Origin of the sequence: Pseudoclavibacter sp. RFBB5 (assembly GCF_002931555.1) — a bacterium.
GTDB lineage: Bacteria > Actinomycetota > Actinomycetes > Actinomycetales > Microbacteriaceae > Pseudoclavibacter.
This window is the reverse complement of record NZ_PSTZ01000003.1, coordinates 40712-67042: the sequence shown is the minus strand read 5'-3', so window position 1 is coordinate 67042 and position 26331 is coordinate 40712. Positions and strand designations below refer to the sequence as shown.

General features: G+C 67.2%; 22 protein-coding genes and 2 pseudogenes. 15 read left to right on the top strand and 9 right to left on the bottom strand.

Going from position 1 to position 26331, the window contains the following annotated elements; genetic code table 11:
• The first annotated feature begins 330 nt into the window (after window positions 1-330).
• The 3 genes and pseudogenes from C5B97_RS03575 to C5B97_RS03565 all read left to right on the top strand — a co-directional run.
• The gene (locus C5B97_RS03575; RefSeq protein ID WP_104310783.1) at window positions 331-1227 is read left to right on the top strand and encodes a ParA family protein; all 897 of its coding nucleotides are present in this window, start codon (window positions 331-333) and stop codon (window positions 1225-1227) included.
• Between the two features lie 5 nt (window positions 1228-1232).
• Window positions 1233-1328: pseudogene (locus tag C5B97_RS03570) on the top strand (chromosome partitioning protein ParB); the annotation flags it as partial.
• A gap of 480 nt (window positions 1329-1808) precedes the next feature.
• Window positions 1809-2663 (top strand): annotated as a pseudogene (locus C5B97_RS03565) (ParB/RepB/Spo0J family partition protein); the annotation flags it as partial.
• Window positions 2664-2766: 103 nt separating this feature from the next.
• Here the strand turns inward: C5B97_RS03565 and C5B97_RS03560 are convergent.
• From C5B97_RS03560 to C5B97_RS03530, 7 genes are all read right to left on the bottom strand, one after another.
• Complete coding sequence (locus tag C5B97_RS03560) at window positions 2767-3729, bottom strand: D-alanine--D-alanine ligase (RefSeq protein WP_104310782.1); 963 nt, start codon at window positions 3727-3729, stop codon at window positions 2767-2769.
• A 35-nt stretch (window positions 3730-3764) separates the two neighbouring features.
• Window positions 3765-5087, bottom strand: a complete 1323-nt coding sequence (locus C5B97_RS03555) for a PLP-dependent aminotransferase family protein (protein WP_104310781.1) — start codon at window positions 5085-5087, stop codon at window positions 3765-3767.
• A gap of 104 nt (window positions 5088-5191) precedes the next feature.
• Complete coding sequence (gene ybaK, locus C5B97_RS03550) at window positions 5192-5677, bottom strand: Cys-tRNA(Pro) deacylase (protein WP_104310780.1); 486 nt, start codon at window positions 5675-5677, stop codon at window positions 5192-5194.
• Window positions 5678-5701: 24 nt separating this feature from the next.
• Window positions 5702-6025, bottom strand: coding sequence for a thioredoxin (gene trxA, locus C5B97_RS03545; RefSeq protein ID WP_104244011.1), 324 nt, complete (start codon window positions 6023-6025; stop codon window positions 5702-5704).
• 91 nt (window positions 6026-6116) lie between these two features.
• Window positions 6117-7109, bottom strand: coding sequence for a thioredoxin-disulfide reductase (gene trxB, locus C5B97_RS03540; protein WP_104310956.1), 993 nt, complete (start codon window positions 7107-7109; stop codon window positions 6117-6119).
• 71 nt (window positions 7110-7180) lie between these two features.
• Window positions 7181-9268 carry a murein biosynthesis integral membrane protein MurJ gene (gene murJ, locus C5B97_RS03535; RefSeq protein WP_104310779.1) on the bottom strand — a complete coding sequence of 696 codons (2088 nt, stop codon included), beginning with the start codon at window positions 9266-9268 and terminating at the stop codon, window positions 7181-7183.
• A gap of 2 nt (window positions 9269-9270) precedes the next feature.
• Window positions 9271-11694, bottom strand: coding sequence for a DUF6049 family protein (locus C5B97_RS03530; protein WP_104310778.1), 2424 nt, complete (start codon window positions 11692-11694; stop codon window positions 9271-9273).
• Between the two features lie 92 nt (window positions 11695-11786).
• Between C5B97_RS03530 and C5B97_RS03525 the strand changes: the two genes are divergently transcribed.
• The gene (locus C5B97_RS03525) at window positions 11787-13217 is read left to right on the top strand and encodes a CCA tRNA nucleotidyltransferase (protein WP_104310777.1); all 1431 of its coding nucleotides are present in this window, start codon (window positions 11787-11789) and stop codon (window positions 13215-13217) included.
• A gap of 98 nt (window positions 13218-13315) precedes the next feature.
• Here C5B97_RS03525 and C5B97_RS03520 read toward each other — a convergent pair whose 3' ends face one another.
• On the bottom strand, window positions 13316-14704 hold the full coding sequence (locus C5B97_RS03520) for a DUF308 domain-containing protein (protein ID WP_104310776.1): 1389 nt from the start codon (window positions 14702-14704) through the stop codon (window positions 13316-13318).
• Window positions 14705-14931: 227 nt separating this feature from the next.
• Here C5B97_RS03520 and rpsF point away from each other — a divergent pair, with 227 nt between their 5' ends.
• The 10 genes from rpsF (at window position 14932) to nhaA (ending at window position 23815) form a co-directional block, all read left to right on the top strand.
• Window positions 14932-15321 carry a 30S ribosomal protein S6 gene (rpsF, locus tag C5B97_RS03515; RefSeq protein ID WP_104244003.1) on the top strand — a complete coding sequence of 130 codons (390 nt, stop codon included), beginning with the start codon at window positions 14932-14934 and terminating at the stop codon, window positions 15319-15321.
• A gap of 2 nt (window positions 15322-15323) precedes the next feature.
• The gene (locus tag C5B97_RS03510; protein ID WP_104254414.1) at window positions 15324-15917 is read left to right on the top strand and encodes a single-stranded DNA-binding protein; all 594 of its coding nucleotides are present in this window, start codon (window positions 15324-15326) and stop codon (window positions 15915-15917) included.
• Between the two features lie 38 nt (window positions 15918-15955).
• The gene (gene rpsR / locus C5B97_RS03505) at window positions 15956-16216 is read left to right on the top strand and encodes a 30S ribosomal protein S18 (protein WP_068482210.1); all 261 of its coding nucleotides are present in this window, start codon (window positions 15956-15958) and stop codon (window positions 16214-16216) included.
• 12 nt (window positions 16217-16228) lie between these two features.
• On the top strand, window positions 16229-16681 hold the full coding sequence (gene rplI, locus C5B97_RS03500) for a 50S ribosomal protein L9 (protein ID WP_104254413.1): 453 nt from the start codon (window positions 16229-16231) through the stop codon (window positions 16679-16681).
• Between the two features lie 179 nt (window positions 16682-16860).
• Entirely contained in the window at window positions 16861-18429 is a 1569-nt protein-coding gene (mptB, locus tag C5B97_RS03495) for a polyprenol phosphomannose-dependent alpha 1,6 mannosyltransferase MptB (protein ID WP_104310775.1), read from the top strand.
• Window positions 18430-18787: 358 nt separating this feature from the next.
• Window positions 18788-20173, top strand: a complete 1386-nt coding sequence (gene dnaB, locus C5B97_RS03490) for a replicative DNA helicase (protein WP_104254411.1) — start codon at window positions 18788-18790, stop codon at window positions 20171-20173.
• Window positions 20174-20299: 126 nt separating this feature from the next.
• A complete protein-coding gene (locus C5B97_RS03485; RefSeq protein ID WP_104310774.1) occupies window positions 20300-20524 on the top strand; it encodes a hypothetical protein in 225 nt (74 codons plus the stop codon).
• A 71-nt stretch (window positions 20525-20595) separates the two neighbouring features.
• Window positions 20596-21075, top strand: a complete 480-nt coding sequence (locus C5B97_RS03480; protein WP_104310773.1) for a cupin domain-containing protein — start codon at window positions 20596-20598, stop codon at window positions 21073-21075.
• A 10-nt stretch (window positions 21076-21085) separates the two neighbouring features.
• Window positions 21086-21838, top strand: coding sequence for a S9 family peptidase (locus tag C5B97_RS03475; RefSeq protein ID WP_146080708.1), 753 nt, complete (start codon window positions 21086-21088; stop codon window positions 21836-21838).
• Window positions 21839-21973: 135 nt separating this feature from the next.
• On the top strand, window positions 21974-23815 hold the full coding sequence (gene nhaA, locus C5B97_RS03470; RefSeq protein WP_218854853.1) for a Na+/H+ antiporter NhaA: 1842 nt from the start codon (window positions 21974-21976) through the stop codon (window positions 23813-23815).
• 81 nt (window positions 23816-23896) lie between these two features.
• Here the strand turns inward: nhaA and C5B97_RS03465 are convergent, their stop codons facing one another.
• Window positions 23897-25603 (bottom strand): FAD-dependent oxidoreductase, encoded by a 1707-nt coding sequence (locus tag C5B97_RS03465; protein ID WP_104310770.1) that lies wholly within the window; start codon window positions 25601-25603, stop codon window positions 23897-23899.
• 85 nt (window positions 25604-25688) lie between these two features.
• Here C5B97_RS03465 and C5B97_RS03460 point away from each other — a divergent pair, with 85 nt between their 5' ends.
• Window positions 25689-26315, top strand: a complete 627-nt coding sequence (locus tag C5B97_RS03460; protein WP_104310769.1) for a YdeI/OmpD-associated family protein — start codon at window positions 25689-25691, stop codon at window positions 26313-26315.
• Window positions 26316-26331 lie beyond the last annotated feature (16 nt).

Genomic DNA, 26331 nt, shown 5'->3' with positions numbered 1-26331 from the left:
TCAAGTGCGTCGAAGGCCCACGGGAAAGACTGTCTCTGCAGATCAACGACCTCCAGTGAGTAGTCAGCTCGGTTCGGCGGGTCCGGCCCCAATCTTCATGTCTCTGCGCGGGAACGCCACCCTGCTGCCCAGGACGGACAGCCCAACAAGTCAACCCTGTGGCTGAAGTTGAAGTATGGGCCGTGTTTCACGTGAAACTTGCGCCGCGCCACCAGCCTCGGCGATTCCACAACTCTGAGCGTCGCCGCGTTTCCATTGCGGATGTGAGGCACAATTGAGACGTCTACTTGAGGGAGAGCATTCTTGAAAGCTTCATCTGCCGGCGACGCTGTGACGCCATCAGCGTCGGGGCTCGACGATTCGCCGCTCGCGACAGCATTGTCTGAGCTGAACCAGCGGAGGAAAAGCCTGGTCAAGAAGGAAGTTCCCCTCCCCAACCACACGCGGATCTTCACAATCTCCAACCAGAAAGGCGGCGTGGGCAAGACGACGACCGCCGTCAATCTGGCCGCAGCTCTCGCTACCCTCGGTGCCCGGGTCTTGGTGATCGACCTGGACCCCCAGGGCAACGCTTCCACCGCCCTTGGCATCGAACATCGTGGAGAGACCGCTGGCACGTACGAAGCGCTCCTCGACGGTGAGCCACTGCGTGAGCTGATGCAGCAGTGCCCTGACATCGACACGCTGTGGTGCGTCCCGGCCACACTCGATCTCGCGGGCGCAGAGATCGAGCTCGTCAACCTCGACAAGCGCGACTACCGCCTCCGACAGGCCATCGCCGCCCTCCTCGACGAGACCACCGGTACCGAGGAAGAGTTCCACTACATCTTCATCGACTGCCCTCCCTCCCTCGGGTTGCTGACGATCAACGCATTCGTCGCCGCTCGGGAGGTACTCATCCCCATCCAGTGCGAGTACTACGCCCTCGAGGGGCTCGGGCAGCTGATCTCGAACCTCAACCTCCTCTCGCAGGACCTCAACCCGCAGCTGCGGCTCACGACGATCCTGCTGACGATGTACGACGGGCGAACCAACCTCTCCCAGGAGGTCGCCGCCGACGTTCGCGAGCACTTCCCACAAGAAACGCTCAAGGTCGCGATCCCGCGCACTGTGCGAATCTCCGAGGCCCCGAGCTTCGGCAAGACCATCATTTCCCACGAACCAACCTCGACCGGCGCGATCGCGTATCTCGAAGCGGCCGTCGAAATCGCCCAGCGAGGAGCATAACCACCATGGCAACCAAGAAACGCACCGGACTGGGACGAGGCATCGGCGCTCTCATCCCGACCTCCGATAGAGGCGCCTCGCGCCCTTCAGACGTGTTCTTCGACAGCGAGACACCGGCGTACCCGACGACTGCATCGTCACGCACCAATCCAGCAGAGTCTTCACCGAAGGCAGACGGAGCCTCGGAAGACACCTCGAAGGCGGCCCCCGCGTCGGAGAAGTCCACGGCCAACTCACCCAAGCGGGCGGCACCTGCACGCGCGAGCCGAGCAAAGGTGCCCGCAGTGGACGCCGCGACGGTGAAGAGTGGCACCGCGAAGAAGGCATCGGCAGATAAGGCGCCGGCAAGAAGGACGACAGCAGCATCGTCGAAAGCACGCACCACCGCGAAGCCAGATGCCAACGAGGCGGCCGTAGCTGCAGAAACGAACGAGACAACCACACGAGCGGAGACCACTGAATCGACGAACAACGATTCAGCCGGGCTTGAGGCCGGAACAACCGAAACCGCCGCTACAGCGGCGACAGCTGCGAGTGGCGAGAGCCAGGGCTCGGAAGACTCAACCGGAGACGAGGACTCCGACGGTCTGGTTGAGATCCCGGGCGCCACCCTGCGCGCTCTGGATCCGAACCGCATCGTTCCGAACGCGCACCAGCCCCGCACGGAGTTCGACGAAGATGCCCTCCAGGAGCTCATCACGTCGGTTCGGGAGTTCGGTGTGCTCCAGCCGATCGTCGTGCGTCCCATCCCTGCCGACCATCCGCTGCGCGATGAGGCCGATTACGAGCTCATCATGGGCGAGCGTCGCCTGCGCGCGACGAAGGCGGCAGGCCTGGAGAGCATCCCCGCCGTCATCCGGAACACTGAAGACGACGTCATGCTGCGTGACGCGCTTCTCGAGAACCTGCACCGCAGTCAGCTCAACCCGCTCGAAGAAGCATCCGCGTACCAGCAGCTCCTCAACGACTTCGGGATCACCCAAGAGGTGCTCGCCGAACGCATCGGCCGTTCGCGTCCACAGATCAGCAACACGCTGCGCCTCCTGCGCCTCCCGCTGGAAGTGCAGCGTCGTGTCGCGGCCGGAGTCCTCTCTGCCGGTCACGCACGCGCGATCCTCAGCGCCGGGGAACCCGCGGCGATGCAGCAGCTCGCCGACAAGATCGTCAACGAAGACCTCAGCGTTCGATCCGCCGAGGCAGCCGCAGCGAAGTCCAGCAGCGCCAAGGCCGACACGCAGGCACCCATCCACAAGGAGCCACGCAGCGGTCTCACGGGGTACCTCGACGAGATCGGCGAGCAGCTCGGCGACCGGCTCAACACCCGCGTCAAGGTCACGCTCCGCCGCACCAAGGGTCAGATCGTCGTCGACTTCGCCTCGATCGCCGATCTCAACCGCATCCTCGAAGAACTCGGCGAATCGGCACCCGGAAAGTAGCCGAGCCGCATGAAGCGCTGAGAACTCCGCACCGCGCGACGAAGCGGGTGGATGGGCCGGAAGGCGCATCCACCCGCTTCGTCATCCGAGGCTTGGTGTGGAGCTACTCGAGCGGCCCGCGCCCGGCAGCTGCGGCAGCCAGCTGGGCGTAGATGGCGCTCAACTCCGAGTCGTCCGCTTCGATGCCGAGCGGCACGATCGAGGTCTCAGTGAGGCCAGGAATGGGGTCGGCCTCGAGGAACCACACAACACCGGCTTCGTCGACGATGAAGTCTGCACGGGCGATGTCCGACAGCCCGATGCTCGCGATCGCGAGGAGCGCGGCGTCACTGACGCGCGCGGCCTCGTCGTCGGAGAGCCTGGCCGGCGCGTAGTAGGTCGTCTCGCCGGCGTTGTAGCGCGCCTCGTAGTCGTACACGCCGTTGTTGGCGACGACCTCGACCGCGGGGAGTGCGAGCGGCTCGCCATCCAGGTCGAGCACGCCGACCATCACCTCACGGCCCTCGATGCGCTTCTCGATGATGACGGTGTCGTCGTAGGTGAACGCGGTGACGAGCGCCTGCGGGAGCTCCTCGAACGAGGCCACCGAGGTGACCCCCTGTGCGGAGCCGCCCTCGACGGGCTTCACGACTGCCGGCAGCTCGATACCGCGGGCGATGAGGCGCATCACGGCCTCGGCACCGAGTTCCCGGAACGTGCTGTTCTCGAGCACGATCGAAGGCGGCGTGGCCAGGCCAGCGCGCTTCGCGATCGCCTTCGCGGTCGCCTTGTTCCAGGCGAGACGCGCGGACGTCGGACGCGACCCGACGTACGGGAAGCGGCCAGCGCGGAGCAGGGAGTAGAGCGCGCCGTTCTCACCGCTGGAGCCGTGCAGCAGCGGCCACACGACATCAGGCTTCGTCTCCTCGAGAAAACCCAGCAGCGACGCGTCGGGCTCGCGGATGGTGACGTCCGCACCCGCTCGACTGAGCGCATCCGCGACTCGCCTGCCGGAGCGCAGCGACACGTCTCGCTCGTGCGAGATGCCGCCGGAGAGGATGACGACGTGCAGGCCCTCGATGCTCAATGGGGTTCCCTTCGTAGGAGAGTCAGGTGCCGCGGTCAGGAGATGTTCGGCGGGGGCATGTTGACGCGGTCCTCGTCCGGCCCGCGTCGCGCCGACGTGCCGAACGTCTCGACGAGGTCGAGCTCGCCGTTGATCACGTTGGCGAGACGCCGCACGCCTACCTTGATGCGTTCGGGCGTGGGGTAGCAGAACGAGAGGCGCATCTCGTGGCGGCCGCGGCCGTCGGCGTAGGACGCGGTTCCGGGCGTGTAGGCGACGAGCTCTTTGACGGCGCGGGGCAGCATCTGCTTCGAGTCGAGCTGCTCGGGAAGGCGCACCCAGACGAAGAAGCCACCGTCCGGCTTCGTCCAGCTGAGCTGGGGCAGGTGCTCGTGCAGAGCCCGGTCCATCACGTCGCGGCGTTCGCGGTAGACAGCGCGGTAGCCCTCGATCTGCTGTTGCCAGTCGCTCTGCCGCAGGTACTCCGTGACGACCCACTGGTTGAAGGTCGACGGGGAGAGGATCGAAGCCTCGACCGCCAGGATCAGCTTCTCGCGGATGGCGTGTGGCGCGAGGGCCCAGCCGACGCGCAGGCCGGGCGAGAGGATCTTCGAGAACGAGCCGAGGTAGATGACGTTCTCGGCGTCCATCGAGCGCAGCGCGGGAAGGCCGGGCTTGTCGAAGTACAGGAGCCCGTACGGGTTGTCCTCGAGGATCAGGATGTGCTCGCGCTTGCAGATCTCGAGCACGCGGATACGCCGCTCGAGGCTCATGGTCACGCCGGCCGGGTTGTTGTAGTTCGCGACGGTGTAGAGGAACTTGATGGTTCTGCCGTCGGCTCGAAGACGCGCGATGTTCTCCTCGAGGGCCTCGGGGATGAGCCCGTCTTCGTCGATCGTGACCTGCGCCACGTCTGCCTGATACGACTTGAACGTTCCGAGCGCGCCGACGTAGCTGGGCGCCTCCGTGAGGACGACGTCGCCCGGGTTGAGGAAGAGCTTCGACACGAGGTCGAGTGCGTGCTGCGAGCCGGTCGTCGTGACGACGTCATCCGCGGAAGCGTCGTTGATGCCCTCGAGGCTCATGACCTGCAGGATCTGCTCTCGCACCTCGGGGATGCCCTGTCCGCCGCCGTACTGCAGGGCCTCGGAGCCGTGCTCCCGCATCATCGTGGTGAAGGCGGAGTGGATGAGCTCCTCGGGGAGCGCCTGCACGAACGGCATGCCGCCTGCGAGAGAGACGACCTCGGGGCGGGAGGCGACGGCGAAGAGGGCTCGGACCTCGCTGGCGGCCAGACCGGCGGTGCGGTCGGCGTAGCTGGTGTACCACGGGTCAAGGTTGCGGCCTGTCTGCGGGCCGACGTCTCCTGGATGCGTCACGGGGTTCCTTCGCGAGAGTCGAAATCCCAGGATACGCCCGAGTGGAGAGTTCCTTCGCGAACCGCATGCAGGAAGTGGACTGCACGGCCCTCCCGTGTCCGGGGTCAGTCGCGAGCGATCGGCGCGCGCTGCCCGTCCAACACGTGCAGGAGGGCGCTGGGGGCGACCTCGATGTCGAGGCCGCGTCGACCGCCGGACACGAAGATCGTCGGGTACGCCAAGGCGGAGTCGTCGAGGTAGGTGGCCAGGCGCATCCGTTGCCCGAACGGGCTGATACCGCCCCGCACGTACCCGGTGCGCTTCTCGGCGAGCGCCGTGTCGGCGAGGGCCGCGCGCTTGCATCCGGCCGCCTGCGCCAGAGCGCGCACGTCGAGGGAGCCGCTGACGGGGACGACGGCAACCGCGAGCTGCTTGTCATCCAGCTGCACGACGAGTGTCTTGAAGACGCGTGACTCGTCGACGCCGAGCTTCTCGGCGGCCTCCGCCCCGAACGCAGAGACGCCGGGGTCGTGCACGTAGCTGTGAACCACGTGCTCGACCCCGGCTGCGTCGAGCGCCTTCGTCGCGGGGGTGATGGGCGCTCGCGCCATGTCTGCGTGACCTAGCTCTGAGGCTTAGCCCAGGTAGTCGGCGAACTGCTTCTCGAGGGCCGCGCGCGGGTACGCGCCGACGACCTCCTTGACGACCTCGCCGTTCGAGAACAGCTTGAGGGCGGGGATGCTCGTGATGCGGAACTTCATGGCCAGGTCGGGCTCGTCATCGACGTTCACCTTGACGATGGAGAGGTTCTCGTGGGCTTCGCTCATCTGGTCGAGCACCGGCGCGACCTGACGGCACGGGCCGCACCAGGGCGCCCAGAAGTCGACGATGACGGGACCTGGGGCGTCTGCCACGATCTGGTCGAAGTTCGCCGTGGTGGCGACGATCGGTTCTGACATTGGTACCTCCGTGGGAGTTGTCGTGCTTCGTGGTGGATGCTGTTCGGCGCGGAGTGCCTGCTCGGATTGAGCGGATGCGGCACCAGGCGGGTCAGACGATGACGGTCTCGTTCTCGGTGACCGCTGCTGCAGCCTGCTCCTCGGACTCTTCCGCGATGGGCTCGGGCTGCGCCGCGAGGTACGCCTCGGCGTCCAACGCTGCGACCGTGCCGGACCCCGCGGCAGTGATGGCCTGGCGGTAGTGCGGGTCGATGACGTCGCCGGCCGCGAAGACGCCGGGGATGCTGGTGCGCGAGGAGCGGCCGTCGACCCAGATGGTGCCCTCGTCGGTGATGTCGAGGATGTTCCTGAACAGGTCGATGCGCGGGTCGTTGCCGATGGCGACGAACACGCCGGTCACCGGCAGCTCGGTGCGTTCGTTGGTCGCGGTGTTGAGCACGCTCGCACCCTCGACGCTGGCCTCACCGGCGATGTCTTCGATGCGGGAGTTGAGCATCCAGTCGATCTTCGGGTTGTGCTCCGCGCGCTCGCGCATGATGACCGACGCGCGCAGGTTCTCGGAGCGGTGGATGATCGTGACCTTGCTCGCGAAGCGCGTCAGGAACGTCGCCTCCTCCATGGCCGAGTCACCGCCGCCGACGACGGCGATGTGCTGGTCCTTGAAGAACGCGCCATCGCAGGTCGCGCACCAGGAGACGCCGCGGCCGGAGAGGCGAGCTTCGGCATCGAGGCCGAGCTTCCGGTACGCGGATCCAGTGGAGATGATGATGGTGCGCGCTTCGAAGTCCCCGCTGTACGACGTGGAGACACGCTTGACGTCGCCGTCGAGCTCGACGGACGTGACGTCGTCGTAGACGAGCTCGGCGCCGAAGCGCTCGGCCTGCGCCTGCATGCGCTCCATGAGCTCGGGCCCCATGATGCCCTCGGGGAAGCCGGGGAAGTTCTCGACGTCGGTCGTGTTCATGAGCTCGCCGCCGACCTCGACGCTCGAGGTGATGACAACCGGCTTCAGGCCTGCGCGCGCCGCGTAGATGGCGGCGGTGTAGCCCGCGGGGCCGGAGCCGATGATGATGACGTTCCGCATGAGTCCTCCACGCTTCTTCGAACCGCGGGAATCGCGGCTCGACATACAGGCAAACGCGTTGAGACTAGCGACTATTCCTTCGGACGAGGTGGTGAACCGCGCCCATCGTCGTCATCGGCGCTGTTCCGCGCTTCGCGGGCGAGCCGGGCTTCCTCTTCACGGCGGGCTGCCAGCTCGATCACCGCGCGGCGCTCCTCCTCACGGCGTTCGCGACGCGTGCGCGGCGGCTCCGTGCGACCGACCTTCGGGATCTCGGTCGTGCGCGAGTGCATGGGCAGGATGATGCCCGCGGTCGAGAGGTCCTCGGTCGCGCCGCCGAACGCCCACGAGGCGGCGTTGACGCGCTCTTCGCGCTCTTCCTGCTCCTCGGCCTGACGGCGCTCCTCGGCGATGTCCGGTTCCACGTCTTCAGACGCGAGGTTCCACGGCGTCGGTGCAGCGTCGTTGCCTGAGACGGCCACCGTGTCGGGGAACGTTGCGAGGATGTCCGCGTCGAGCTCGCCGTCCTCGTCGTCGCGGCGTGCGGCACTCGAGGGGCCACCGGTCTTGACGCCGAAGCGGGCCAGCAGTGGTCCGGCGAAGCCGCGGAACTCCGGCGACTTGAGGACCCAGAGCAGCGGGAAGTAGAAGAGGGCCATGGTGCCGGCGCCGATGGCGCAGGAGATCAGGGCCTGGAAGATTCCGGAGCGAGGGAAGCCGTCCTCCTGGAACGTGCCGAGCAGGACCATGACGATCAGCGCCGGGATGGAGGCGGCGATGGCCGCGACCGTGAAGCGCACGTAGGAGCGGGTGATGTTCGCGAAGTCGAGCTGCCCCATCCGCTTCCTGAGGATGACGAGGAGGATCGCGAGTCGCAGCGTCGACATGATCGACTGCATGAGGGCGAGCCCGACGACGATGAACTCGACAGGGCCGATGGCGGCGAGCGCCATGCCGAAGATGTGCAGCGGAACCGTGAACAGGAACACGAAGAACACCGTCTTGGTGTCCTCGAGCGCGTAGAACGCACGCTGCACGATGAACAGCCCGCTGAACGGGATGAGGCCGACCAGGAAGGCGATGAGGATCGCCGCGATCGAGTTGATGCCGGCATCCGTCGTCGCGAAGATCCGCGCGAAGGGCACGGCGACGAGGGCGAGGCCGAACCCGGAGAACAGCAGGAACATGCCGATGAGGCGCGAACCTTCAGAGAGGTCGCGGATGAAGTCCTTCGGTCGTCCGTCGCTGATCGCAGCGCTCATGCGGGTGAAGAAGGCCGTGGCGATCGAGACGGCGACGACGGCGTGTGGGAGCGCGAAGATGAGGAACGCGTTCTGCATGGCTGCGATCGACGCGTTCTCACCGGATGCGAGGTACGCGACGATCGTCTCGACGAGCCCCGCGAGCTGCATGACCAGCAGCATCCCGAGGGTCCACCCGGCGAGCTTGCCGACCTGGCCGAGCCCCGTGCCCCGGAACTGGAAGTCGAGGCCGAATCGGAGCCCCGCGCGACGCCAGAAGAACAGGAGCACGATGGTCTGCATGGCGACGCCGAGCGTCGCGGTGCCGCCGAGCATGGCGATCATCGTCGGATCCCACGAGTCGATGTTGCGCCCGGTACCGGTCGGGTCTGCGCCGAAGATGGAGCTGAAGAGCAGCAGGCCCGCGATGCCGACCACGTTGTTGATGACGGGTGCCCACGCGAACGGCCCGAAGAGGCCGCGGGCGTTGAGGATCTCGCCGAGCACCGCGTACATGCCGTAGAAGAAGATCTGCGGCATGCACCAGTAGGCGAAGGCCACGAGGAGGCCGAGCTGCTCCGAGCTGAGGCTCGCGCCGTAGAGCGCGCCGATGATGGGGGCGCCCACGGTCGCGAGGATGGTCAGCCCGCCGAGCAGCACCATGGCCAGCGTGACGAGTCGATTGACGTACAGCTGGCCGCCATCCTCGTGCCTGGCCGCCTTCACGACCTGCGGCACGATGACGGCGTTGAGAAGGCCGACCGAGATGATCGAGTAGATGTTGCTCGGCAGCTGGTTCGCACCGGCGAACGCGTCGGCGGAGACGCCGATGACGCCGATGGTCTGCGCGATGACGATGGCCTTCACGAAGCCCAGCACGCGCGACACCATGGTGCCGGATGCCAGGAGCGCGCTCGCCCGAGCGATGCCCTGAGCCATGCTTACTCCTTGGTGCTCTCGGTCGCGTCGACGGTATCCGTTTCGACGCCAGCGTCCGGTCCTGCCCCGGTGTCGTCGTCCGAGGAGTCCCCGGCCACCGCCGCGCGCCGCCGTCGGATGGTGCGCACGAGGCCGGCGATGAAGAGGACGGCGAGGCCGATGCTCGCGATGAGGATGGCGATGCTCTCCCACTCGGCTCGCACATCCAGTCGGATCTGCTTCGTCGAGGCGAGTGGCTCGCCCTCGGGCGTCATGACGTTGACGGTGACGTAGGTGGTGCCGTTGGCGATGGCGGTGATCGGGATGCCGACGCGGGACATGGAGTTCGGCTCGATGGACAGGGCCACGGCGTCACCGGTCTCGACCGCACCTGTGGTTGGCCTGAGTTCGACGAGCACGGTGACCTTCCGGTCCTTGACCGCATTGGAGACGAAGAGCGGCAGCTCGGTGTCGCGGCCGACGATGAGCGCCTCGGTCGTGTCGCCGAGCTGCACGTTCGACTCCGTGTAGGTCACGTGGTCGCGGAGGCCGCTCACTGCCGTCTGGGCCCCGGGCGGGTCATTCGCCCACCCTGTGGACAGGGCACCGACACCCGCCGTCCGGACCGGGTCGCTGTAGTCGAGCGGGTCGTCGAAGATCGTCGAGATGACCTGGGCGCGCTCGATGGTCTGCATGACGCCGGTCATCCGGTTGAACGCGGTCTCGCCCACGCTTCCGTCGATGAGCGAGGCCTCGCGGCGATCGGTGTCGTCGTCTCCGGGGAACGTCAGGGGTGTCGTGGCGGCCCAGCTGAGTCCATCCACGAACTGCAGCGTCTGCGCGAGGCGCTCGCCGTCGAACTCGTCGCGCGTGACCGTGCCGACCAATGTCCGAGGCTCGTAGGGCAGCTCGCGCGTGACGACGGCGAGCAGCGTCGCGATGCGGGTCGCCGCCTCGTTCCACTCCTCGTCGGTCGTCGCGTGCACTGCGTCGTCGAACGCGTCGTCGAGGATCTTCTCGGCGACGACCGCGTTCCACCCCGCGACGGTGGCCTGGGCACTCTCCGTGAAGTCCGCGTCGGCGCTCACCCCCGCGTTGGTGTCGTCCAGGATGATCGACTCGCCACCCCAGCCGCGGAACTTGTCGAGGTCGGTCGACTGGACCGTACCCGCCTGCGGCCAGACGACTCCGCTCATGGAGTAGGGGAAGCTCACGAGGCTCTCGGCGGTGGGGAGCGGAGGCGCGAGGGGCTCGGGTTCCTCAGTGGGGGATGCGGTGGGCGACTCCGCGTCCGTGGCCTCCGGGGTGGCGGATGCATCGACGCCGTTCGACGTGTCGGCGTCGCTGTCCTCCGAGGGGGTGGTGGTGCCCGTGTCGGTCGTCTCCGTCGCCGTGGGGGTCGGCGTCGGCGTCGCGGTGTCTGCCGGGTCGGCGAAGTTCGCGGGGTCGATGGCGAAGTCGAAGTTCGTGACCTCGAGCGGCTGCTGGGCTCCCCACTGCGACTGGAGCGTGAGGCTCGCGTCAGCGAACGGCAGCTCGAACGTCTGATTCTTCAGCGCGGTCAGGCGGTCCAGCCAGCTGATCGCCGACTCTGGCGCGGCCGAGCCGAGGACGCGGATGGATGCGAGGAGGCGCGGATCGATGGCGACGGTCGCGTTCGGGCTGGCCTCGACGGCGCTCAGGATCTCGTCGAGGCGCCCCCCTGGCGCCGTCTGCTCGAGGAGGGTGTCGACGCCGAGCAGCGGTTCGTCGGCGTCGGCGAGCAGCCCGGAGGTGATGGGGACAACGGTTGAGACGAGGGTCGGTTCCACGGCCGCAGTCCCGTTGAGCACGATCGTCGAACGAGCCTGCGCGAGCTTCGAGTCGCCGCTCGCGAGCGTCGCCGCCATGGGTCGCGGGCCGAAGTCGTCAGCTGCCTCGAAGGGGAGCCCATCAGCGGGAACCGAGACGCTCACGGTGGTGGTCTCACCTGCGGCGATCGGACCGGAGCCGAGGCTTGCGACGAGGTCAAGACGGTCGAGCTCAGCCTCACTGCTCGACTCGTTCCACGCATCCAGGGCGAACCTCGTGTCGATCGTGGAGGAGCCGACGGACAGCTCGAGCTGGGCCGGTGCGAGCTCCGCGTCGGTCTTGTTGACGACGACCAGCTCGACGACCAGCGGTCCGCCCGGCTGCACGAGTCCGCCGTCAGCGGGCGCGGCATAGATCGATACCTGGTCGTCCGGGGCATCGGCGATCGCCCGCGGCTCGACCGCGGCCGTCCCGACCACCGCATTTCCGACGGTGGCGACGCTCGTCGTGGCCGCTGCGGGCTGGCTCGTGGGTGCTGCTGACGCGCCCCCGGCGACCCCGAGCGCCAGCAGCGACGCCAGGAGCGTCGCAGGGACAACCCGGCGTGCACAGGCACGCAGGAACCGTGGCACAGCTGCGCGCGGTGCGTGGTCCATGACCTCCATAGTAAGGACGGACGGGGAAGTGGCGAGCTGAACGCGCCCTCAAGCGCACGGCGAGCATCCGCCTCGGCTCGTAGAATGAGCGGATGCAAAACGTGCAGTCCGCCATGGAACGCCTTCGCGGACTCGCGACCGCGTCGCCCGTCGCCGAGCTCGCCGCCGCCTTCGAGGCGGCCGGATTCGAGCTGGCCCTCGTGGGTGGGCCCGTCCGCGACGCCTTCCTCGGGAGGGAGGTCACCGACCTCGACTTCACGACCGACGCGCGCCCCGACGACATCCTGCGCATCGTCGCGCCCATCGCGGATGCGCACTGGGACATCGGCCGCGAGTTCGGCACGATCGGCGCCCGGTTCTCCGGCGAGACGGTCGAGATCACGACCTACCGGGCCGACAGCTACGACGGCACGTCGCGCAAGCCGGTGGTCGCGTTCGGGGACACGATCGAGGGTGACCTGCACCGCCGCGACTTCACTGTCAACGCGCTCGCGCTGCAGCTGCCCGCCCTCACGCTCGTGGACCCCTCCGACGGCACGAAGGACCTCATGGAGGCGACGCTGCGCACGCCCATCGAGGCGGCCGTCTCCTTCGGCGACGATCCGCTGCGCATGCTCAGAGCCGTGCGGTTCACCTCGCAGCTGGGCTTCCAGCTCGACATCGCCTCATTCGACGCGATCGTCGAACTGCGGCGACGCATCCTCGACATCTCCGCCGAGCGGGTCAGAGACGAACTCGTGAAGCTGCTCAAGACCGACACGCCTCGCGCGGGTCTCGAGCTCTTCGTCGAGACGGGACTTGCCGAACTCGTGCTGCCAGAGCTCCCCGCCCTGCAGCTCGAGCGCGACGACGCGCACCGCCACAAGGATGTCTACGAGCACTCGATCACGGTGCTCGAGCAGGCCATCGCACTCGAGCGCGAGCGCAACCCCGGTGCCGACGCCGACATCGTCCTCCGCCTCGCGGCACTGCTGCACGACATCGGGAAGCCCAAGACGCGCCGCTTCGGGGAGAACCGCAAGGTCACCTTCTACAACCACGACGTCGTCGGAGCGAAGCTCGCGCGCAAGCGCCTCGCCTCGCTGCGCTTCGACAACGACACGATGAAGTCGGTCTCGCGCCTCGTGGAACTCCACATGCGGGTCTTCAACTACGAGGGCGCCGGATGGACGGACTCGGCCGTGCGTCGCTTCGCACGGGATGCCGGCCCGGAGCTGCAGCGTCTCCTCATCCTCATCCGCGCCGACATCACGACTCGCAACCAGCGGAAGTCAGACCGCCTGCTCTTCGCGATCGACGACCTCGAGCGGCGCATCCTGGAGCTGCAGGAGAAGGAAGAGCTCGACTCGGTGCGGCCCAGCCTGGATGGCGAGCAGATCATGGCGATCCTCGAGATCGCGCCCGGCCCGCTCGTGGGGAAGGCCTACAAGCACATGCTCGAGGTTCGACTCGATGAGGGCCCGCTCGAGCACGACGATGCGAAGCAGCGCCTCCTCGACTGGTGGGAAGCGAACCGCCCGTAGGTGCATCCCGGCCGCTGGGGAAGACGGCGCGTCCGGTCTGCCGAGTGAACGCAGAACGGCCCCCTCCGAAGAGGGGGCCGTTCGCGCTTGTGGTGTACCTACTCCGCAACCGCGTACTGGGACAGGTTGGAGTCGTAGCAAGAGACGTAGCTGGAACTGCTGGCCTCCACGACCACCGTTCCGTTCACGGTCAGCGTGCAGGACAGCGTGGACTGGTCGTTGTAGTCACTCTGGCTGGCGGACACTGACGCGAGCGTGCTGTCATATCCGTACGACGACTCGTACTTCATCGTGACGCTTTCCGACCACGGCACTGCCGTCGCGAGTGCCTCAGTGTCGACTTGTACGCGGTCCGAACCGGCAAGACCGTTCTCGTAGTTGTACGTAATGTCGACTGGAGATGTACCCGAGCTCGTTATGGTCAGCTCGATCTCGAGCTCACCGGTCGTCTCTTCGGACAGCTCATCCACCTGTGTGATTGCCTCGTTGCTGATGTCCTGCGCGATTCCCGCGCTGGTGGCTAGTGTGATCGCCCACCCGCCCAGGAGGGCGATACCTCCGAGAGCCACACCGATGATCGCGAGGAGCTTCTTCGTGTTGAAGCGCTTGGCGACCAGCCCGGCGATGCCAAGTCCGATCGCAACCAGCGCAAACAAGATGGCGATGAAGTAGCCCACGAATGGAATGAGGCAGAGCAGGAGCGCCAACGCCCCGACCAGTGTTGCAATGAGGCCGAGGACGTTGAAGCCGCCCTGACCCTGCGGGGCGTAGTTGCCGTACTGCTGCTGTCCGCCACCAGCGCCGCCGGCCGCACCGTACGCGGGAGCGGCACCGTAGGCGCCCGCTGCGTTCTGGTCCTGGGGAGTGGACCCGTACGCGTTCGGTGCGGATGCGCCGTAGGCGTTCTGGTCCTGGGGTGCCGAGCCGTACGCGTTCTGCGCGGGGGCGCCATACGCGTCAGGTGCCGGAGCGGATCCGTAGGAGCTCGGCTCGTTGCCGTAGCTGTTGCCGGAGGTGTAGTCGGGGGTGCTGCCGTACCCGGGAGCCGAGTAGTCGCTGCCGGAAGCGGATGGCGCCGTGTACGAGGTGTCGCCCGTGTACGAGCCTGCGCTCGGCGACGAGTACGAGGAGTCACCCGACGATCCGTAGCTCGGGGTCGAGTAGCCGGAGTTCGACGAGGCGCTCGGCACACTCGATCCGGTGGAGCCCGAGTACGAGGACTGCCCGCCCTGGTAGTCGGAGGCCGAACCGGGGGCCTCATACGAACCACCAGGAGCTGAGTAGTTGCTCGGGGCCTGGTAGTTGTCGCCGCTGGAGCCGTAGCTGCTGCCGACGCCGTAGCCGCCCTGCTCGCCGTTGGCGGGCTGGTCGCCGAAGGACGCCTGCGGCGCCTGCGGTGCGGCCGAGTCGCCGTTCTGCGGCGCTGGGTTCTGTGGCACTGGGGCGTTCGGGTCGCGTTCGCCCGCGCCGCCTGTTGGATCGCTCATGATTCCCCTAGGTAGTGGTGCGTTTCAGCGGACCACGGGGGCCGCCGGTTGTGCTGGAACGAGCATATTCGTTCGCGAGAAGGGGAGTTCTTCCAATTGGCTGGCATTTAGGAGGAAGAAACGACTATGCTGGCGAGGTTGTCTGTGCGATCAACTGCCCAGACACGCGCAATAACCCTCCTGCTGCAGATCGTCTGCAGCCGTTCTAGACCGAAGGAGGTGGGTTTATCGTGCATCAGTATGAGTTGATGGTGATCCTCGATCCAGAGATCGACGAGCGCACCGTAGCTCCGAGCCTCGATAAGTTCCTCAACGTCATTCGCAACGACGGTGGAACCATCGAGAAGACCGACATCTGGGGCCGTCGTCGCCTCGCCTACGAGATCAACAAGAAGAGCGAAGGCATCTACGCCGTCGTTGACTTCACGTCGACCTCGGCAACGGCGAACGAGCTCGACCGCCAGCTGAACCTGTCCGAAGCTGTCATGCGCACCAAGGTGCTCCGCGCAGAAGAGGCCATCGCACGCGTCGCCTCCGAGGCGAAGCGCGACGAGGCTCGCAAGGCTGCCAAGGCCGCTGCTATCGCAGCGAAGCCCGCGGCGACCACCGAGGCGTAGTCATGGCCGGCGACACGATCATCACCGTGGTGGGCAACCTCACGGCTGACCCCGAACTGCGTTACACGCAGAACGGGCTCGCAGTCGCGAACTTCACCATCGCATCCACCCCCCGCGTGTTCGACCGTCAGGCGAACGAGTGGAAGGACGGCGAGGCACTCTTCCTTCGGGCGAGCGTCTGGCGTGAATTCGCTGAGCATGTCGCCTCGAGCCTCTCCAAGGGCTCGCGAGTCATCGCGCAGGGTCGCCTGAAGCAGCGCTCCTACGAGACGAAGGAAGGCGAGAAGCGCACTTCCATCGAGCTCGAGATCGAAGAGATCGGACCAAGCCTGCGCTACGCCACAGCTCAGCTCACCCGCACGTCCTCCGGCGGCGCCGGCGGACAGCAGGGTGGCGGAGGCCAGGGCGGCTTCGGTGGAGGCCAGCAGCGCTCCTTCGGCGGCAACAGCGGCGGCGGCAACGCCGGTGGCGGTGGACGTCAGTCCGCCCCTGCGGACGAGCCGTGGGGACAGCCCGCGGGCCAGCCTCGCGACAACGGCGCATCCGGCTGGGCGACGCCCGGCGCATCGAACGATTTTGACGAGCCCCCCTTCTAAAGGGCGCTCGCAAGCACACTCAACGAAAGAAGATCCCAATGGCTGGAAAGTCAAGCGGCGACCGCCGCAAGGGTGTACGCGGGAAGGGCGGCAAGCCCGCTGCTCCCGCGAAGCAGATCCGGGTCGGAGTCATCGACTACAAGGATGTCAACACCCTCCGCAAGTTCATCTCGGAGCGCGGAAAGATTCGCGCACGTCGCATCACCGGCGTCTCCGTCCAGGAGCAGCGCCTCATCGCACGTGCAGTCAAGAACGCACGTGAAATGGCGCTCCTGCCCTACGCCGGCTCTGGCCGCTAAGGAGTAGTCGACATGGCAAAGGTAATTCTTACGCACGAGGTCTCCGGCCTCGGTGCAGCCGGTGACGTCATCGAGGTCAAGAGCGGCTACGCCCGCAACTACCTCGTCCCCAAGGGCTACGCAGTCAGCTGGTCCCGTGGCAGCGAGAAGCAGGTCGAGCAGATCCGTTCCGCTCGCGCCGCACGCGAACTCGCAACCCTCGAAGAGGCGAAGGCGCTCAAGGACAAGCTCGAGTCCGCCCTCGTCAAGCTCCACGTGAAGTCGGGTGCCGAAGGCCGCCTCTTCGGTTCCGTTCGCGGCGCCGACGTCGCGACCGCTGTGGAAGCAGCCGGCCTCGGCAAGATCGACAAGCGCAAGGTCGAGTTCCCCAACCCGATCAAGTACACGGGCAACCACGAGGCGACTGTTCGCCTCCGTGACGACCTCGTTGCGACGGTCAAGCTCCAGGTCATCGCCCAGCGATAACCACGGCAGCAGAAGAACGGCCCCGGACATCTCGATGTCCGGGGCCGTTCTCGTTGCAACCGCGCCCGGTTACACCGTCTGGCGCGTCGACGCCACCGTGGGGCAGACGCAGGGACGAACGCTATAAGGTCAGCGGAGTCCAGCATCCCGCCAGAACCTCTCCTGATTGATTCACGACCATGCCGCAGCAAGTCCACCGATGGGCGACCGAGCGCGAGCCGCGCCGGTTCCCGTTGACGGTGAGCCCGACGATCCTCGGCCTCATCGGGTCGCTGTGCATCCTCGTCGGCTCGTTCGGTGCTGGCTGGATCGGCGACGGGCTCGGTCTGCGTGAGTGGTTCCCCATCGCGTTCCTCCGCAGCTCACCCGACCTGACACGGCTGTGCACGATGCTCCTGATCGTCGGCGGCTTCCTGCTGCTCATCGCCTGGCTGCGCTTCCGATCGAGCGTCTCCGACACCGACGCGTCCCTGCGACGCGTGATCAGGACCTCCATCATCTGGGCACTGCCTCTGCTGATCTGCGTCCCCGTGTTCAGCCGCGACATGTTCTCGTATGTCGCCGTGGGGCGACTCATGGCAGCCGGCATCGACCCGTACCAGCACGGCGTCAACGAGATCGCCGGATGGTACTCGCTGGGGGTCGACCCCTTCTGGTCGAGCACCGAGTCGCCATACGGTCCGCTCTTCATCGCCGTCGCCGCCGTGTTCTCCTGGCTCGGAGCTCAGACGCCCGAGTACGCGCTGTTCCTGAATCGTCTGGCCGCGACCGCTGGCGCCGTGCTCATGGTGGTCGCGTTCCTCAAGATCGCGGCCCTTCGGGGACGCAGCCGCGCGTTCGTTGCGTGGATGATCGCTGCGAACCCGCTCACGCTGCTCCTCTTCATCGCCTCCGGGCACAACGACGGCCTCATGCTCGCCGGTATGGGGTTCGGTCTGCTGTCCGCTCTCAAGGGGCGCCGCGTCCTCGCGGTCATCTTGATCGCACTCGCCGTCGCCATCAAGCCCATCGCGCTCATCGCCCTGCCCATCGTGGCGCTCGTCGGCAGACCGAGCACTCTCCCCCTCTGGGACCGGGTGAAGAGCTGGGCGCTTCACGGTGCCATCGCGATCGGGCTCGTCGGTGCGCTCGGGCTCGTGCTCGGCCTCGGCTTCGGCTGGGTGACCGCGCTCACGGTGCCAGGCGCGATCCAGCACTGGTACTCGCCGCTGACCCTCATGGTGGGCACCGTGCGCGGCCTCGCCGAACTCGTCGGCCTGGATCCATTCGTCTTCGAAGTGGTCCTGAAGGTCATCGCCTTCTCGATCGCCGGCCTCGTCGCCTCCTGGCTGGTCATCACGAAGCGGCCCATCGATCCCGTTCTCCGCCTCGTGCTGTGCACCGCGGTCATCGTCGCCGCCTCGACGGCCATTCACCCCTGGTACGTCTTGTGGATACTGCCCTTCGCCGCAGTTGCTGGTCCGTGGCGCAGAGGTCAGGAGCACCTCGCCGTGCTCGCGACGATCTTCTTCACGACCGTGACGCTCGCCGAACCGACCGACTCGTTCTTCGAGGGGCCGTACACGCGCATCGTCGTCGCGTCCATCACGGTGCTGTTCGCGCTCTCCGTGCTCGTCTGGTGGTGGCGTTCGAACAATGTCTCTGGTCGGGCCGTGCTCATCGCCGTGCCATACGGGCAGGTCCTCGTCGACCGGATCGTCGCGCGCCGGGAACGCAGGCTGCAGCAGCGCACAGAGAGCCCCCTCTGACGACACCGTCGGGCCGACAGTCTGTGGAAAACGCCCGGATATCGTCGGTTTGCGTGGGTGCTCCGCCGGGTGTTATGCACAGCGACGTGCTCGGGGCTCAACCTTCAAGGGCTGCTTCACGTCACTTGTGCACAACTGGAGTGTCCGTATAAACCGCTGGTCAGTGGCTGTTTCGTGGACATTACCTTCCAAGCGGTAGCGGCGTTCTCCACACAGTTTCCACAAGCCGCCCGGCGCGTCTCCACAGTTACACACAGAGTTATCCACAGGCGTCGTGTTTTGGGTTCGCTCGCTGGGGGAGGTGAGGGCTACTGTGGGGAAATCTCTCTCAGACCTACGAGCGCAGTCAGGAGCATCCGTGTCGATCGCGCACCTCGGTTCCCCTCCACAGGGTGAGCGCGAAACGCACGACGGTGTTCGCACTCCTCCCCACGATCTGCTTGCAGAGCAGTCGGCCCTCGGCGGCATGCTGCTCTCGAAAGACGCCGTCGCCGACGTCGTCGAAGCCGTCCGCGGCATCGACTTCTACGTGCCCAAGCACGAGATCATCTTCGACGCCGTGCACGCGCTCTACGCGGCTGGTGAGCCGACCGACGTCATCACGGTCACCGACCACCTGACGAAGTCGGGCGAGCTCTCGCGTGCCGGGGGCGCCGAGTACCTCCACACCCTGGCCGGCATCGTCCCCACCGCAGCCAACGCCGGCTACTACGCGGCGATCGTCTCCGAGCGAGCCGTGCTCCGTCGCCTCGTCGAGGCCGGCACGCGCATCGTGCAGATGGGCTACCTCGCGGAAGGTGAGGTCGTCGACCTCGTCAACCAGGCGCAGGCGGAGATCTACGGTGTCACGGGCGCCGTGGAAAAGGAGGACTACGTCGTCCTCGCCGAGGCCATCCTCGAGGCGCAGAACGACATCGACGCCGCGCAGAACAAGTCCGGCGGCATGACGGGTGTGCCGACCGGGTTCAGCGACCTCGATCGCATCACGAACGGCTTCCACGGCGGTCAGCTCATCATCGTCGCGGCCCGCCCCGGCCTCGGAAAGTCGACGGTCGCCCTCGACTTCGCGCGCTCAGCATCCATCACCCACGGCAAGCCGTCGATCTTCTTCAGCCTGGAGATGGGCAAGAGCGAGATCGCCATGCGCCTCATCTCCGCTGAGGCGAGCGTGCGCCTGCAGCACATGCGCGCGGGAGGCCTCACGCAGGAAGACCTCACGCAGATCGCGCGCACGCAGGGCGACATCTCCGACGCACCGCTCTACATCGACGACAGCCCCAACATGACGCTCGTCGAAATTCGCGCCAAGTGCCGCAGGCTCAAGCAGAAGGTCGGCCTCAACCTCGTCGTCATCGACTACCTGCAGCTCATGACGAGCGGCAAGCGCGTCGAGAGCCGCCAGCAGGAGGTCTCCGAGTTCTCGCGTGCGCTCAAGCTGCTCGCGAAGGAGCTCGACGTTCCCGTCATCGCGCTGTCCCAGCTGAACCGTGGTCCCGAGCAGCGTGCCGACAAGCGGCCAGCTGCGAGCGACCTCCGCGAGTCCGGATCGCTCGAGCAGGACGCCGACATGATCATCCTGCTGCACCGCGAAGGCGCGTACGACCGGGAGAGCCCGCGAGGCGGCGAGGCCGACTTCATCCTCGCGAAGCACCGCAACGGTCCGACCGACACCATCACCGTCACCTTCCAGGGGCACTTCTCGCGCTTCATGGACATGGCGCCGGGGTACGCGACGGGTCAGTAAGGGGACGCGCCGCGGGTTCATCCCTCCGGCTATCGAGTTCAGCCCCAGGACCGAAGCGCCGGAACCCCTGCGTTTCGTACCTTGAATGCAGCACCTACTCGCGGTGACACAGACAAGGGGTACATCATGAACGCAGACGCGACGCAGCCGGCCACCACGAAGCAGCGCCGGGCGATCCGCATCCTCACCATCGCCATGGGCGTGCTGCTGCTCGCGGTCCTCGTCATGCTGGTTACCGGGGTCATGGCCAGCTCTGCACCCATGATCATCGCCGGCAGCAGCGGTTGCGCCGCGATCGCCACGGCCTGGACGACCGGCGTCCTCGCGATTCGCCAACGGGCCAGCAAGTAGCCCGAACGCGGTCGCAGAGGCTGCGCGGCATCTGCCAGACTGAGCGCACCGACCCCAACTGGAGGAACCCAATGGTGAGTTCTGAAGAGATCGTCCTGGGCGACCTGCCCGCAGGTATCGTCCGAGCTGACGAGGCCGTGGCCGGCCGTGTGTGGAATGTGCTCGGCCACACCTACATCACGAAGGCCGAGAGCGCCTCGACCTACTCATGGCTCTCGCTCGACCCAGCCGGAACCGGGGTGCCGCCGCACGTGCACCCCACCCAGGACGAGTTCATCTACGTGTTCGAGGGGGTCTACACCCTCTACCTCGACGGCCAATGGACCACGGCCGGCCCGGGCGACCTCGTGCAGATGCCGAAGGGCATCCCGCACGCCTACTACAACAAGCAGGACGAGGCAGCGAAGTCGCTGTTCTGGGTGAGCCCAGGCGGCAAGCTCGCGAACCTCTTCAGCTTGCTTCACAACGTGACCGACCCGGCCGAAGTCGTGCGTCTCTCAGCCCTGAACGGCGTCGACTTCCTGCCAGAAGGTGCCGTGGAAGGCGCGTGAGACGGCGCACGTGACGGATGCGAGCATCCGGGGCATGCCGGGCGACCCGAAAGCAAGGCGCGAGACATACGGCCCGGACGGAGACCAGCACCTGACGTTCTGGGCGCCTCCAGGGCCCGCTCGCGGGCTCACGGTGCTCATCCACGGTGGGTACTGGCGATCGCAGTTCACCGCCGAACTCATGCTGCCGCTGGTGCCGGAGTTCACCCGACGCGGCTGGGCCGTGGCGAATCTCGAGTACCGGCGAGGCGACGATGGGTGGTCGGCGACGCGTGCGGACCTCTTGCGTGGCTTCTCGGTGGCGCGCAGCGAGGCATTCCGGTTGACGCGGGATGCGCGGCTCGTGATCGTCGGGCACTCGGTTGGCGGGCAGCTCGCGCTGCTCGGCGGAGAACCAGGCGACGCGGTTGTAGCGCTCGCGCCGGTCACTGACCTCGCGCGCGGTTACGAAGAAGGCAACGGCGACGGAGCCGTCTCGGAATTCTTCCGCGTGGCGCCTGCCCAAGCCCCGGAGGTCTACGCGTCTGCGTCACCGATCGAGCATCTGCCCCTGCAGGCGCGAGCGCTGCTTGTGCACGGCGCCGACGACGCGCGTGTGCCGGTCGAGCACACCCGGGCCTACGTCGCCGCCGCCAGGCAGGCGGGCGCCGACATCGAGCTCATCGAGCCCGCGAGCCTCGAGCACCGCGCCGCGATCGCGCCGGACGCGCCGCACTGGCCAGACGTGCATGCCTGGCTCGACGCATCCGCTCGCCGCAGCTGACGCGGTCGACCTCGACGCCAGGGAGGGATTGGCAGGGCCCGCCTGAGGCCCCCGCGTGTCTCCGCTGGGACGTATGCTTTCCATCCGGTGCGAGGGGTCTGAACGCAGACCCGCGCCGACGTGGAGGGGGATCCATTGGGGAAGCAGAAACAGGACTGGGTGCGTCTGGTCGCGGACCGACTTCGCACAGAGTCTGGAAGCGCGCTTCTGCTGGTGGGAGTCGCGGTCTTCGCGCTCCTCTGGGCGAACTCGCCCTGGTCGGAGTCATACGTGCACCTCTGGGAGACGCACGCGGCCGTCGGCATCGGCGACTTCCGCATCGACATGAGCCTCCACCACTGGGTGAACGACGGCTTCATGGTCATCTTCTTCTTCCTCATCGGACTCGAGGTGCGGCAGGAGTTCGCCGTCGGATCCCTGCGAGACCGACGCCAGGCCCTCGTGCCGATCGTCGCCGGAGTGGCAGGCGTCGTCCTGCCGGCCCTGATCTACCTGGCCATCGCCGGCCGTGAGGCACCGGAGGCATGGGGCGCCGTCATCGGCACCGACACCGCCTTCCTCCTCGGCGCGCTCGCACTGGTCGGCCCCAAGATGTCGAGCCAGCTGCGCGTCTTCCTGCTGACGCTCACCGTCGTCGACGACTTCCTCGCAGTCTCCATCATCGGCATCGTCTACACCGAGTCGGTGCAGTGGATGCCGCTTGCGATCGCCGTCGTCTGCCTCGTCCTCCTCTTCCTCCTCGCTCGAGCGAACGAGTGGCGCAGCACGCCGTACATCGTCATCATCGTCGTGCTGTGGGCGGCGACGCTGCTGTCCGGCGTTCATCCATCGCTCGCGGGCATGGCCGCCGGCCTGCTCATCCCCGCCTCCGACCCTGACCGCGAAGACGTGGTCCGTGCGAAGCGCCTCTTCCGAGACTTCTGGCAGTCGCCCCGCGCCGACGCCGCACGCAACGTGCGGCTCGGCCTCGCCAAGTCGATCTCCGTCAACGAGCGCCTCCACGAGGTGCTGCTGAGCCCGGTGGCGCTGTTCATCGTTCCAGTCTTCGCGCTCGCCAATGCGGGTGTCGACCTGCGGGGCGGGATGCTCGGCAACGCGCTCACGTCACCCGTCACCTGGGGTGTCGTCGCGGGTCTTGTGCTTGGGAAGTTCGGCGGCATCGCGCTCGGCAGCTGGATCGCGGTCCGAGCCGGTCTCGGCTCACTCCCGCAGGGCGTCGGCATGGGCAGCGTCTTCGGTGGTGCCGCGCTCAGCGGCATCGGCTTCACGATGTCGCTGCTCATCATCTCTCTGGCCCTGGAGGGTGAGGTCGCCGGGCAGGCGATCGTCGGCGTCTTCATCGCCATGGTGCTGTCCTGGGTCATCGGCTGGCTCACGTTCACGTTCGCGCGCGTCAAGATGAACGAGACCACGGCTGACCTGCCGACGACCCTCTCCCGCCCGGTCGACCCGGAGCGCGACCACATGCTGGGCGACCCGGACGCGCAGGTCACGATCGTCGAGTACCTGGACTTCGAATGCCCGTTCTGCGCTCGGGCGACCGGCATGTGGCAGGACCTGGGCGAGCACTTCAGCGACGGCGGGGCGCGCTACGTCGTGCGCCACCTGCCGCTCGAGGACTACCATCCGCACGCCTTCCAGGCCGCGATCGCCTCCGAGGCGGCCGCCAACCAGGGCAAGTTCTGGGAGATGCACAACCTGCTCTTCGCGAACCAGGAGCGACTCGACGCGCAGTACCTGCGCGGCTACGCGGAAGAGATAGGGCTCGACCTCCACCGCTTCGATGCGGACATGCTCGACGAGGCGCTGCCGCAGCGCATCCGCGCCGACATGCAGAGCGCCATCGACAGCGGAGCCCGCGGAACCCCGACGTTCTTCCTCGGCGAGACGCGGCACAGCGGCGCCCACGACGCACGAACCCTCATCGCGACGATCGAGGCGCAACGCAAGGAAGCCGCCATCCGTCGCCGGTCCTGAGCGCGCGTACTCCTGACCCCCGCGCGCCGCATCCATCTCTCGTGTGGATGCGCCGCCGGCCGCGTGGGAGGGCCGGCGAGCCTACTCCCCGCCGAACTCGCGGGCGCGGAGGGCGGCGAGGTGGGCGTGGATGAGGGGCAGTGAGGATGCGCCCTCCCCACTGGCCGAGGCGACGCGCTTCATCGACCCGGAGCGCACGTCGCCGGCGACGAAGACGCCAGGCAGGGTGGTCTCGAGGTCAGCGGGAGGCATGCCATCGGTCCAAGCATCCTTGGGGACATCTCGTCCCGTGAGGACGAAGCCCGCCTTGTCGAGCGCGATTCCCTCGGGCAGCCACGTGCAGTCCGGCTGGGCGCCGAGCATGCAGAAGAGCCCGCCGACGTCGAAGCGATGCTCCTCGCCCGAGGTCCGGTCGCGCACGGTCACCCACTCGAGGGCGGCTTCACCCCCGCCATCCGCGATCTCGCTGTTGCTGGCGACGGAGACGTTCGGGGTCGAGTCGAGCTCGCGGATCAGGTACTCGGACATCGACTCGTTCAGCGATGCGCGCCGGATGAGGATGGTGACGTGCTTCGCGAACTTCGCGAGGTGCACGGCCGCCTGACCGGCGGAGTTGCCACCGCCGACGACGATGACGTCTTTGCCCTGCATCTCCCTGGCCATCGAGGTGGCCGCCCCGTAGTAGACGCCGGCGCCCGTGTGCACATCGACCGCTTCGATGCCGAGGCGCCGATACGCGACCCCGGTCGCGATGAGGACGGTCCGTGCACGCAGCTCGGTGTCGCCGAGATGCACCCGGTAGCTGGGGACGCCGTCGAGCGTGCAGGGCTCCAGTCCGGTGACGGACCGTCCCGTGTAGAACTTCGCGCCGAAGCGTCCGGCCTGAATGCGGGAGCGCTGCGCCAGGCGCATGCCCGAGATGCCCCGTGGGAAGCCGAGGTAGTTGCGGATCATCGAGCTCGAACCTGCCTGCCCGCCGATCGCATCCCGCTCGAGTACCGCCGTGGTGAGCCCTTCGGAGGCCGCGTAGACGGCGGCGGCGAGGCCTGCGGGGCCAGCTCCGATGACCAGGACATCCGAGACCTCGCCTTCGGGCACCAAGTCGAAGCGGGTCGAGAGCAGCTCGTTGAGACCCCTCGCCGTTGCTGCGGGAAAGAGCCTGCCGTCGTATGCCCGGGCCATCGGGAGCACGACTGGCGCCGAGGACTCAGCAGTCGCCGCGGTGATGAGTGCGGCGCCCTCGATGCTGTCCGGGGTGAGGATGCGGTTCGGGAAGCCGAGTCGCTCGAGGAGGTCCCGAATGGCGCCCGCCTCGCGGTCATGCGGTTCGGCGACGACATCGATCATGCTGACCGCCGGCCGCGCGACCGACCAGCCCCACTCGGAGAGCAGTTCCGTGACGACCGTGTGGAACTCCTCGTCGCGCGGTCCCATCGGGATGCCGGTGAAGGTGTCGATGTCTCGACGGACGGTTGCTTCCCGCAGAGCGTCGAGGTTCGCGGCATATCCAGCTCCGGGTGTCGCGAGGACGAGTCTGCGCGCTGTCGGGGAGATCGATTGCGTGCGGCGCAGGAACGTCGGGCCCGGGGTCTCGCCGACGGAGACGTCGGCGACGACCATGGCGACAGCGGCACCGGAATCGACGAGTTCCCTCAGGAGCTGCAGGGCGCCCTCAGCATCTTCTGCCGTGATGATCCTGTAGTCACGGTCGTACCTTGCCCTGAATTCGGCTTCGATCCGCGCGAGTCGCTCATCGGCGGCGATGAGGATGATGGGCTGGTCAGTCATGCAATCAGGGTACTGAGCGATGAGGTTTTCGTGGACGACTGCGGGAATCTGCGTTCACGCGTCGGTGGGGCGTACGCTTTCTGCCATGGCTGACAAGCAGGGCGCGCTCGCCGAGGACACCGCGGTTCCGGACACGAGCGCCGTCCGGTTCACGGCCCGGGTGATCGCCGTCCCCGTTGTGGGCGACGAGGGCGAACGGCTCATCGTCCGGCTTCCGGAGGACGCGAGCCGGATGCTGCCGTCGCGTGGGCAGGTCGCCGTCGCGGGCGTGATCCGCGCCGAGCCCGCCTCAGGCTCCACCGCGGACTCCGGTGCTGCTCCGCGAGCTTTCGAGACGGTCATCGAGCCTGATGGCCTGCGCGGGCACTGGCTCGACGTCGCCGCCGCACTCGGAGCCGGTGCCGCCGACGGCGACACCGTCAGCGTCGAGCTGCGGCCGGGCGGCGAGTGGCCTGAGCCCGAGATCCCGGCGGACTTCGCCGAGGCGCTCGCCGACGCCCCCGATTCTGCGGAGACCTGGCGTGACATCACGCCGATGGCGAGGTGGGAGTGGGTGCGGTGGATCAACTCCACGCGCGTCGTGAAGACCCGAGAGCGTCGCATCGAGGTCGGCCTGTCGAAGCTCGAGGCCGGAAAGCGGCGCCCGTGCTGCTTCGACCTCTCGTCGTGCACCGACCCCGAGCTCTCGAAGAGCGGCAAGCTCGCCGTCTGACTGATGCGTTTGGCGA

What these genes read in the sequence shown, in the direction of transcription:
- C5B97_RS03485 (WP_104310774.1), top strand. Translation starts at nt 20,300, where the DNA reads ATGAACGCAGACGCGACGCAGCCGGCCACCACGAAGCAGCGCCGGGCG.
- rplI (WP_104254413.1), top strand. Translation starts at nt 16,229, where the DNA reads ATGGCAAAGGTAATTCTTACGCACGAGGTCTCCGGCCTCGGTGCAGCC.
- C5B97_RS03530 (WP_104310778.1), bottom strand. Translation starts at nt 11,694, where the DNA reads ATGGACCACGCACCGCGCGCAGCTGTGCCACGGTTCCTGCGTGCCTGT.
- C5B97_RS03510 (WP_104254414.1), top strand. Translation starts at nt 15,324, where the DNA reads ATGGCCGGCGACACGATCATCACCGTGGTGGGCAACCTCACGGCTGAC.
- C5B97_RS03480 (WP_104310773.1), top strand. Translation starts at nt 20,596, where the DNA reads ATGGTGAGTTCTGAAGAGATCGTCCTGGGCGACCTGCCCGCAGGTATC.
- trxA (WP_104244011.1), bottom strand. Translation starts at nt 6,025, where the DNA reads ATGTCAGAACCGATCGTCGCCACCACGGCGAACTTCGACCAGATCGTG.
- rpsR (WP_068482210.1), top strand. Translation starts at nt 15,956, where the DNA reads ATGGCTGGAAAGTCAAGCGGCGACCGCCGCAAGGGTGTACGCGGGAAG.
- C5B97_RS03520 (WP_104310776.1), bottom strand. Translation starts at nt 14,704, where the DNA reads ATGAGCGATCCAACAGGCGGCGCGGGCGAACGCGACCCGAACGCCCCA.
- trxB (WP_104310956.1), bottom strand. Translation starts at nt 7,109, where the DNA reads ATGCGGAACGTCATCATCATCGGCTCCGGCCCCGCGGGCTACACCGCC.
- mptB (WP_104310775.1), top strand. Translation starts at nt 16,861, where the DNA reads ATGCCGCAGCAAGTCCACCGATGGGCGACCGAGCGCGAGCCGCGCCGG.
- C5B97_RS03460 (WP_104310769.1), top strand. Translation starts at nt 25,689, where the DNA reads ATGGCTGACAAGCAGGGCGCGCTCGCCGAGGACACCGCGGTTCCGGAC.
- C5B97_RS03525 (WP_104310777.1), top strand. Translation starts at nt 11,787, where the DNA reads ATGCAAAACGTGCAGTCCGCCATGGAACGCCTTCGCGGACTCGCGACC.
- murJ (WP_104310779.1), bottom strand. Translation starts at nt 9,268, where the DNA reads ATGGCTCAGGGCATCGCTCGGGCGAGCGCGCTCCTGGCATCCGGCACC.
- C5B97_RS03465 (WP_104310770.1), bottom strand. Translation starts at nt 25,603, where the DNA reads ATGACTGACCAGCCCATCATCCTCATCGCCGCCGATGAGCGACTCGCG.
- ybaK (WP_104310780.1), bottom strand. Translation starts at nt 5,677, where the DNA reads ATGGCGCGAGCGCCCATCACCCCCGCGACGAAGGCGCTCGACGCAGCC.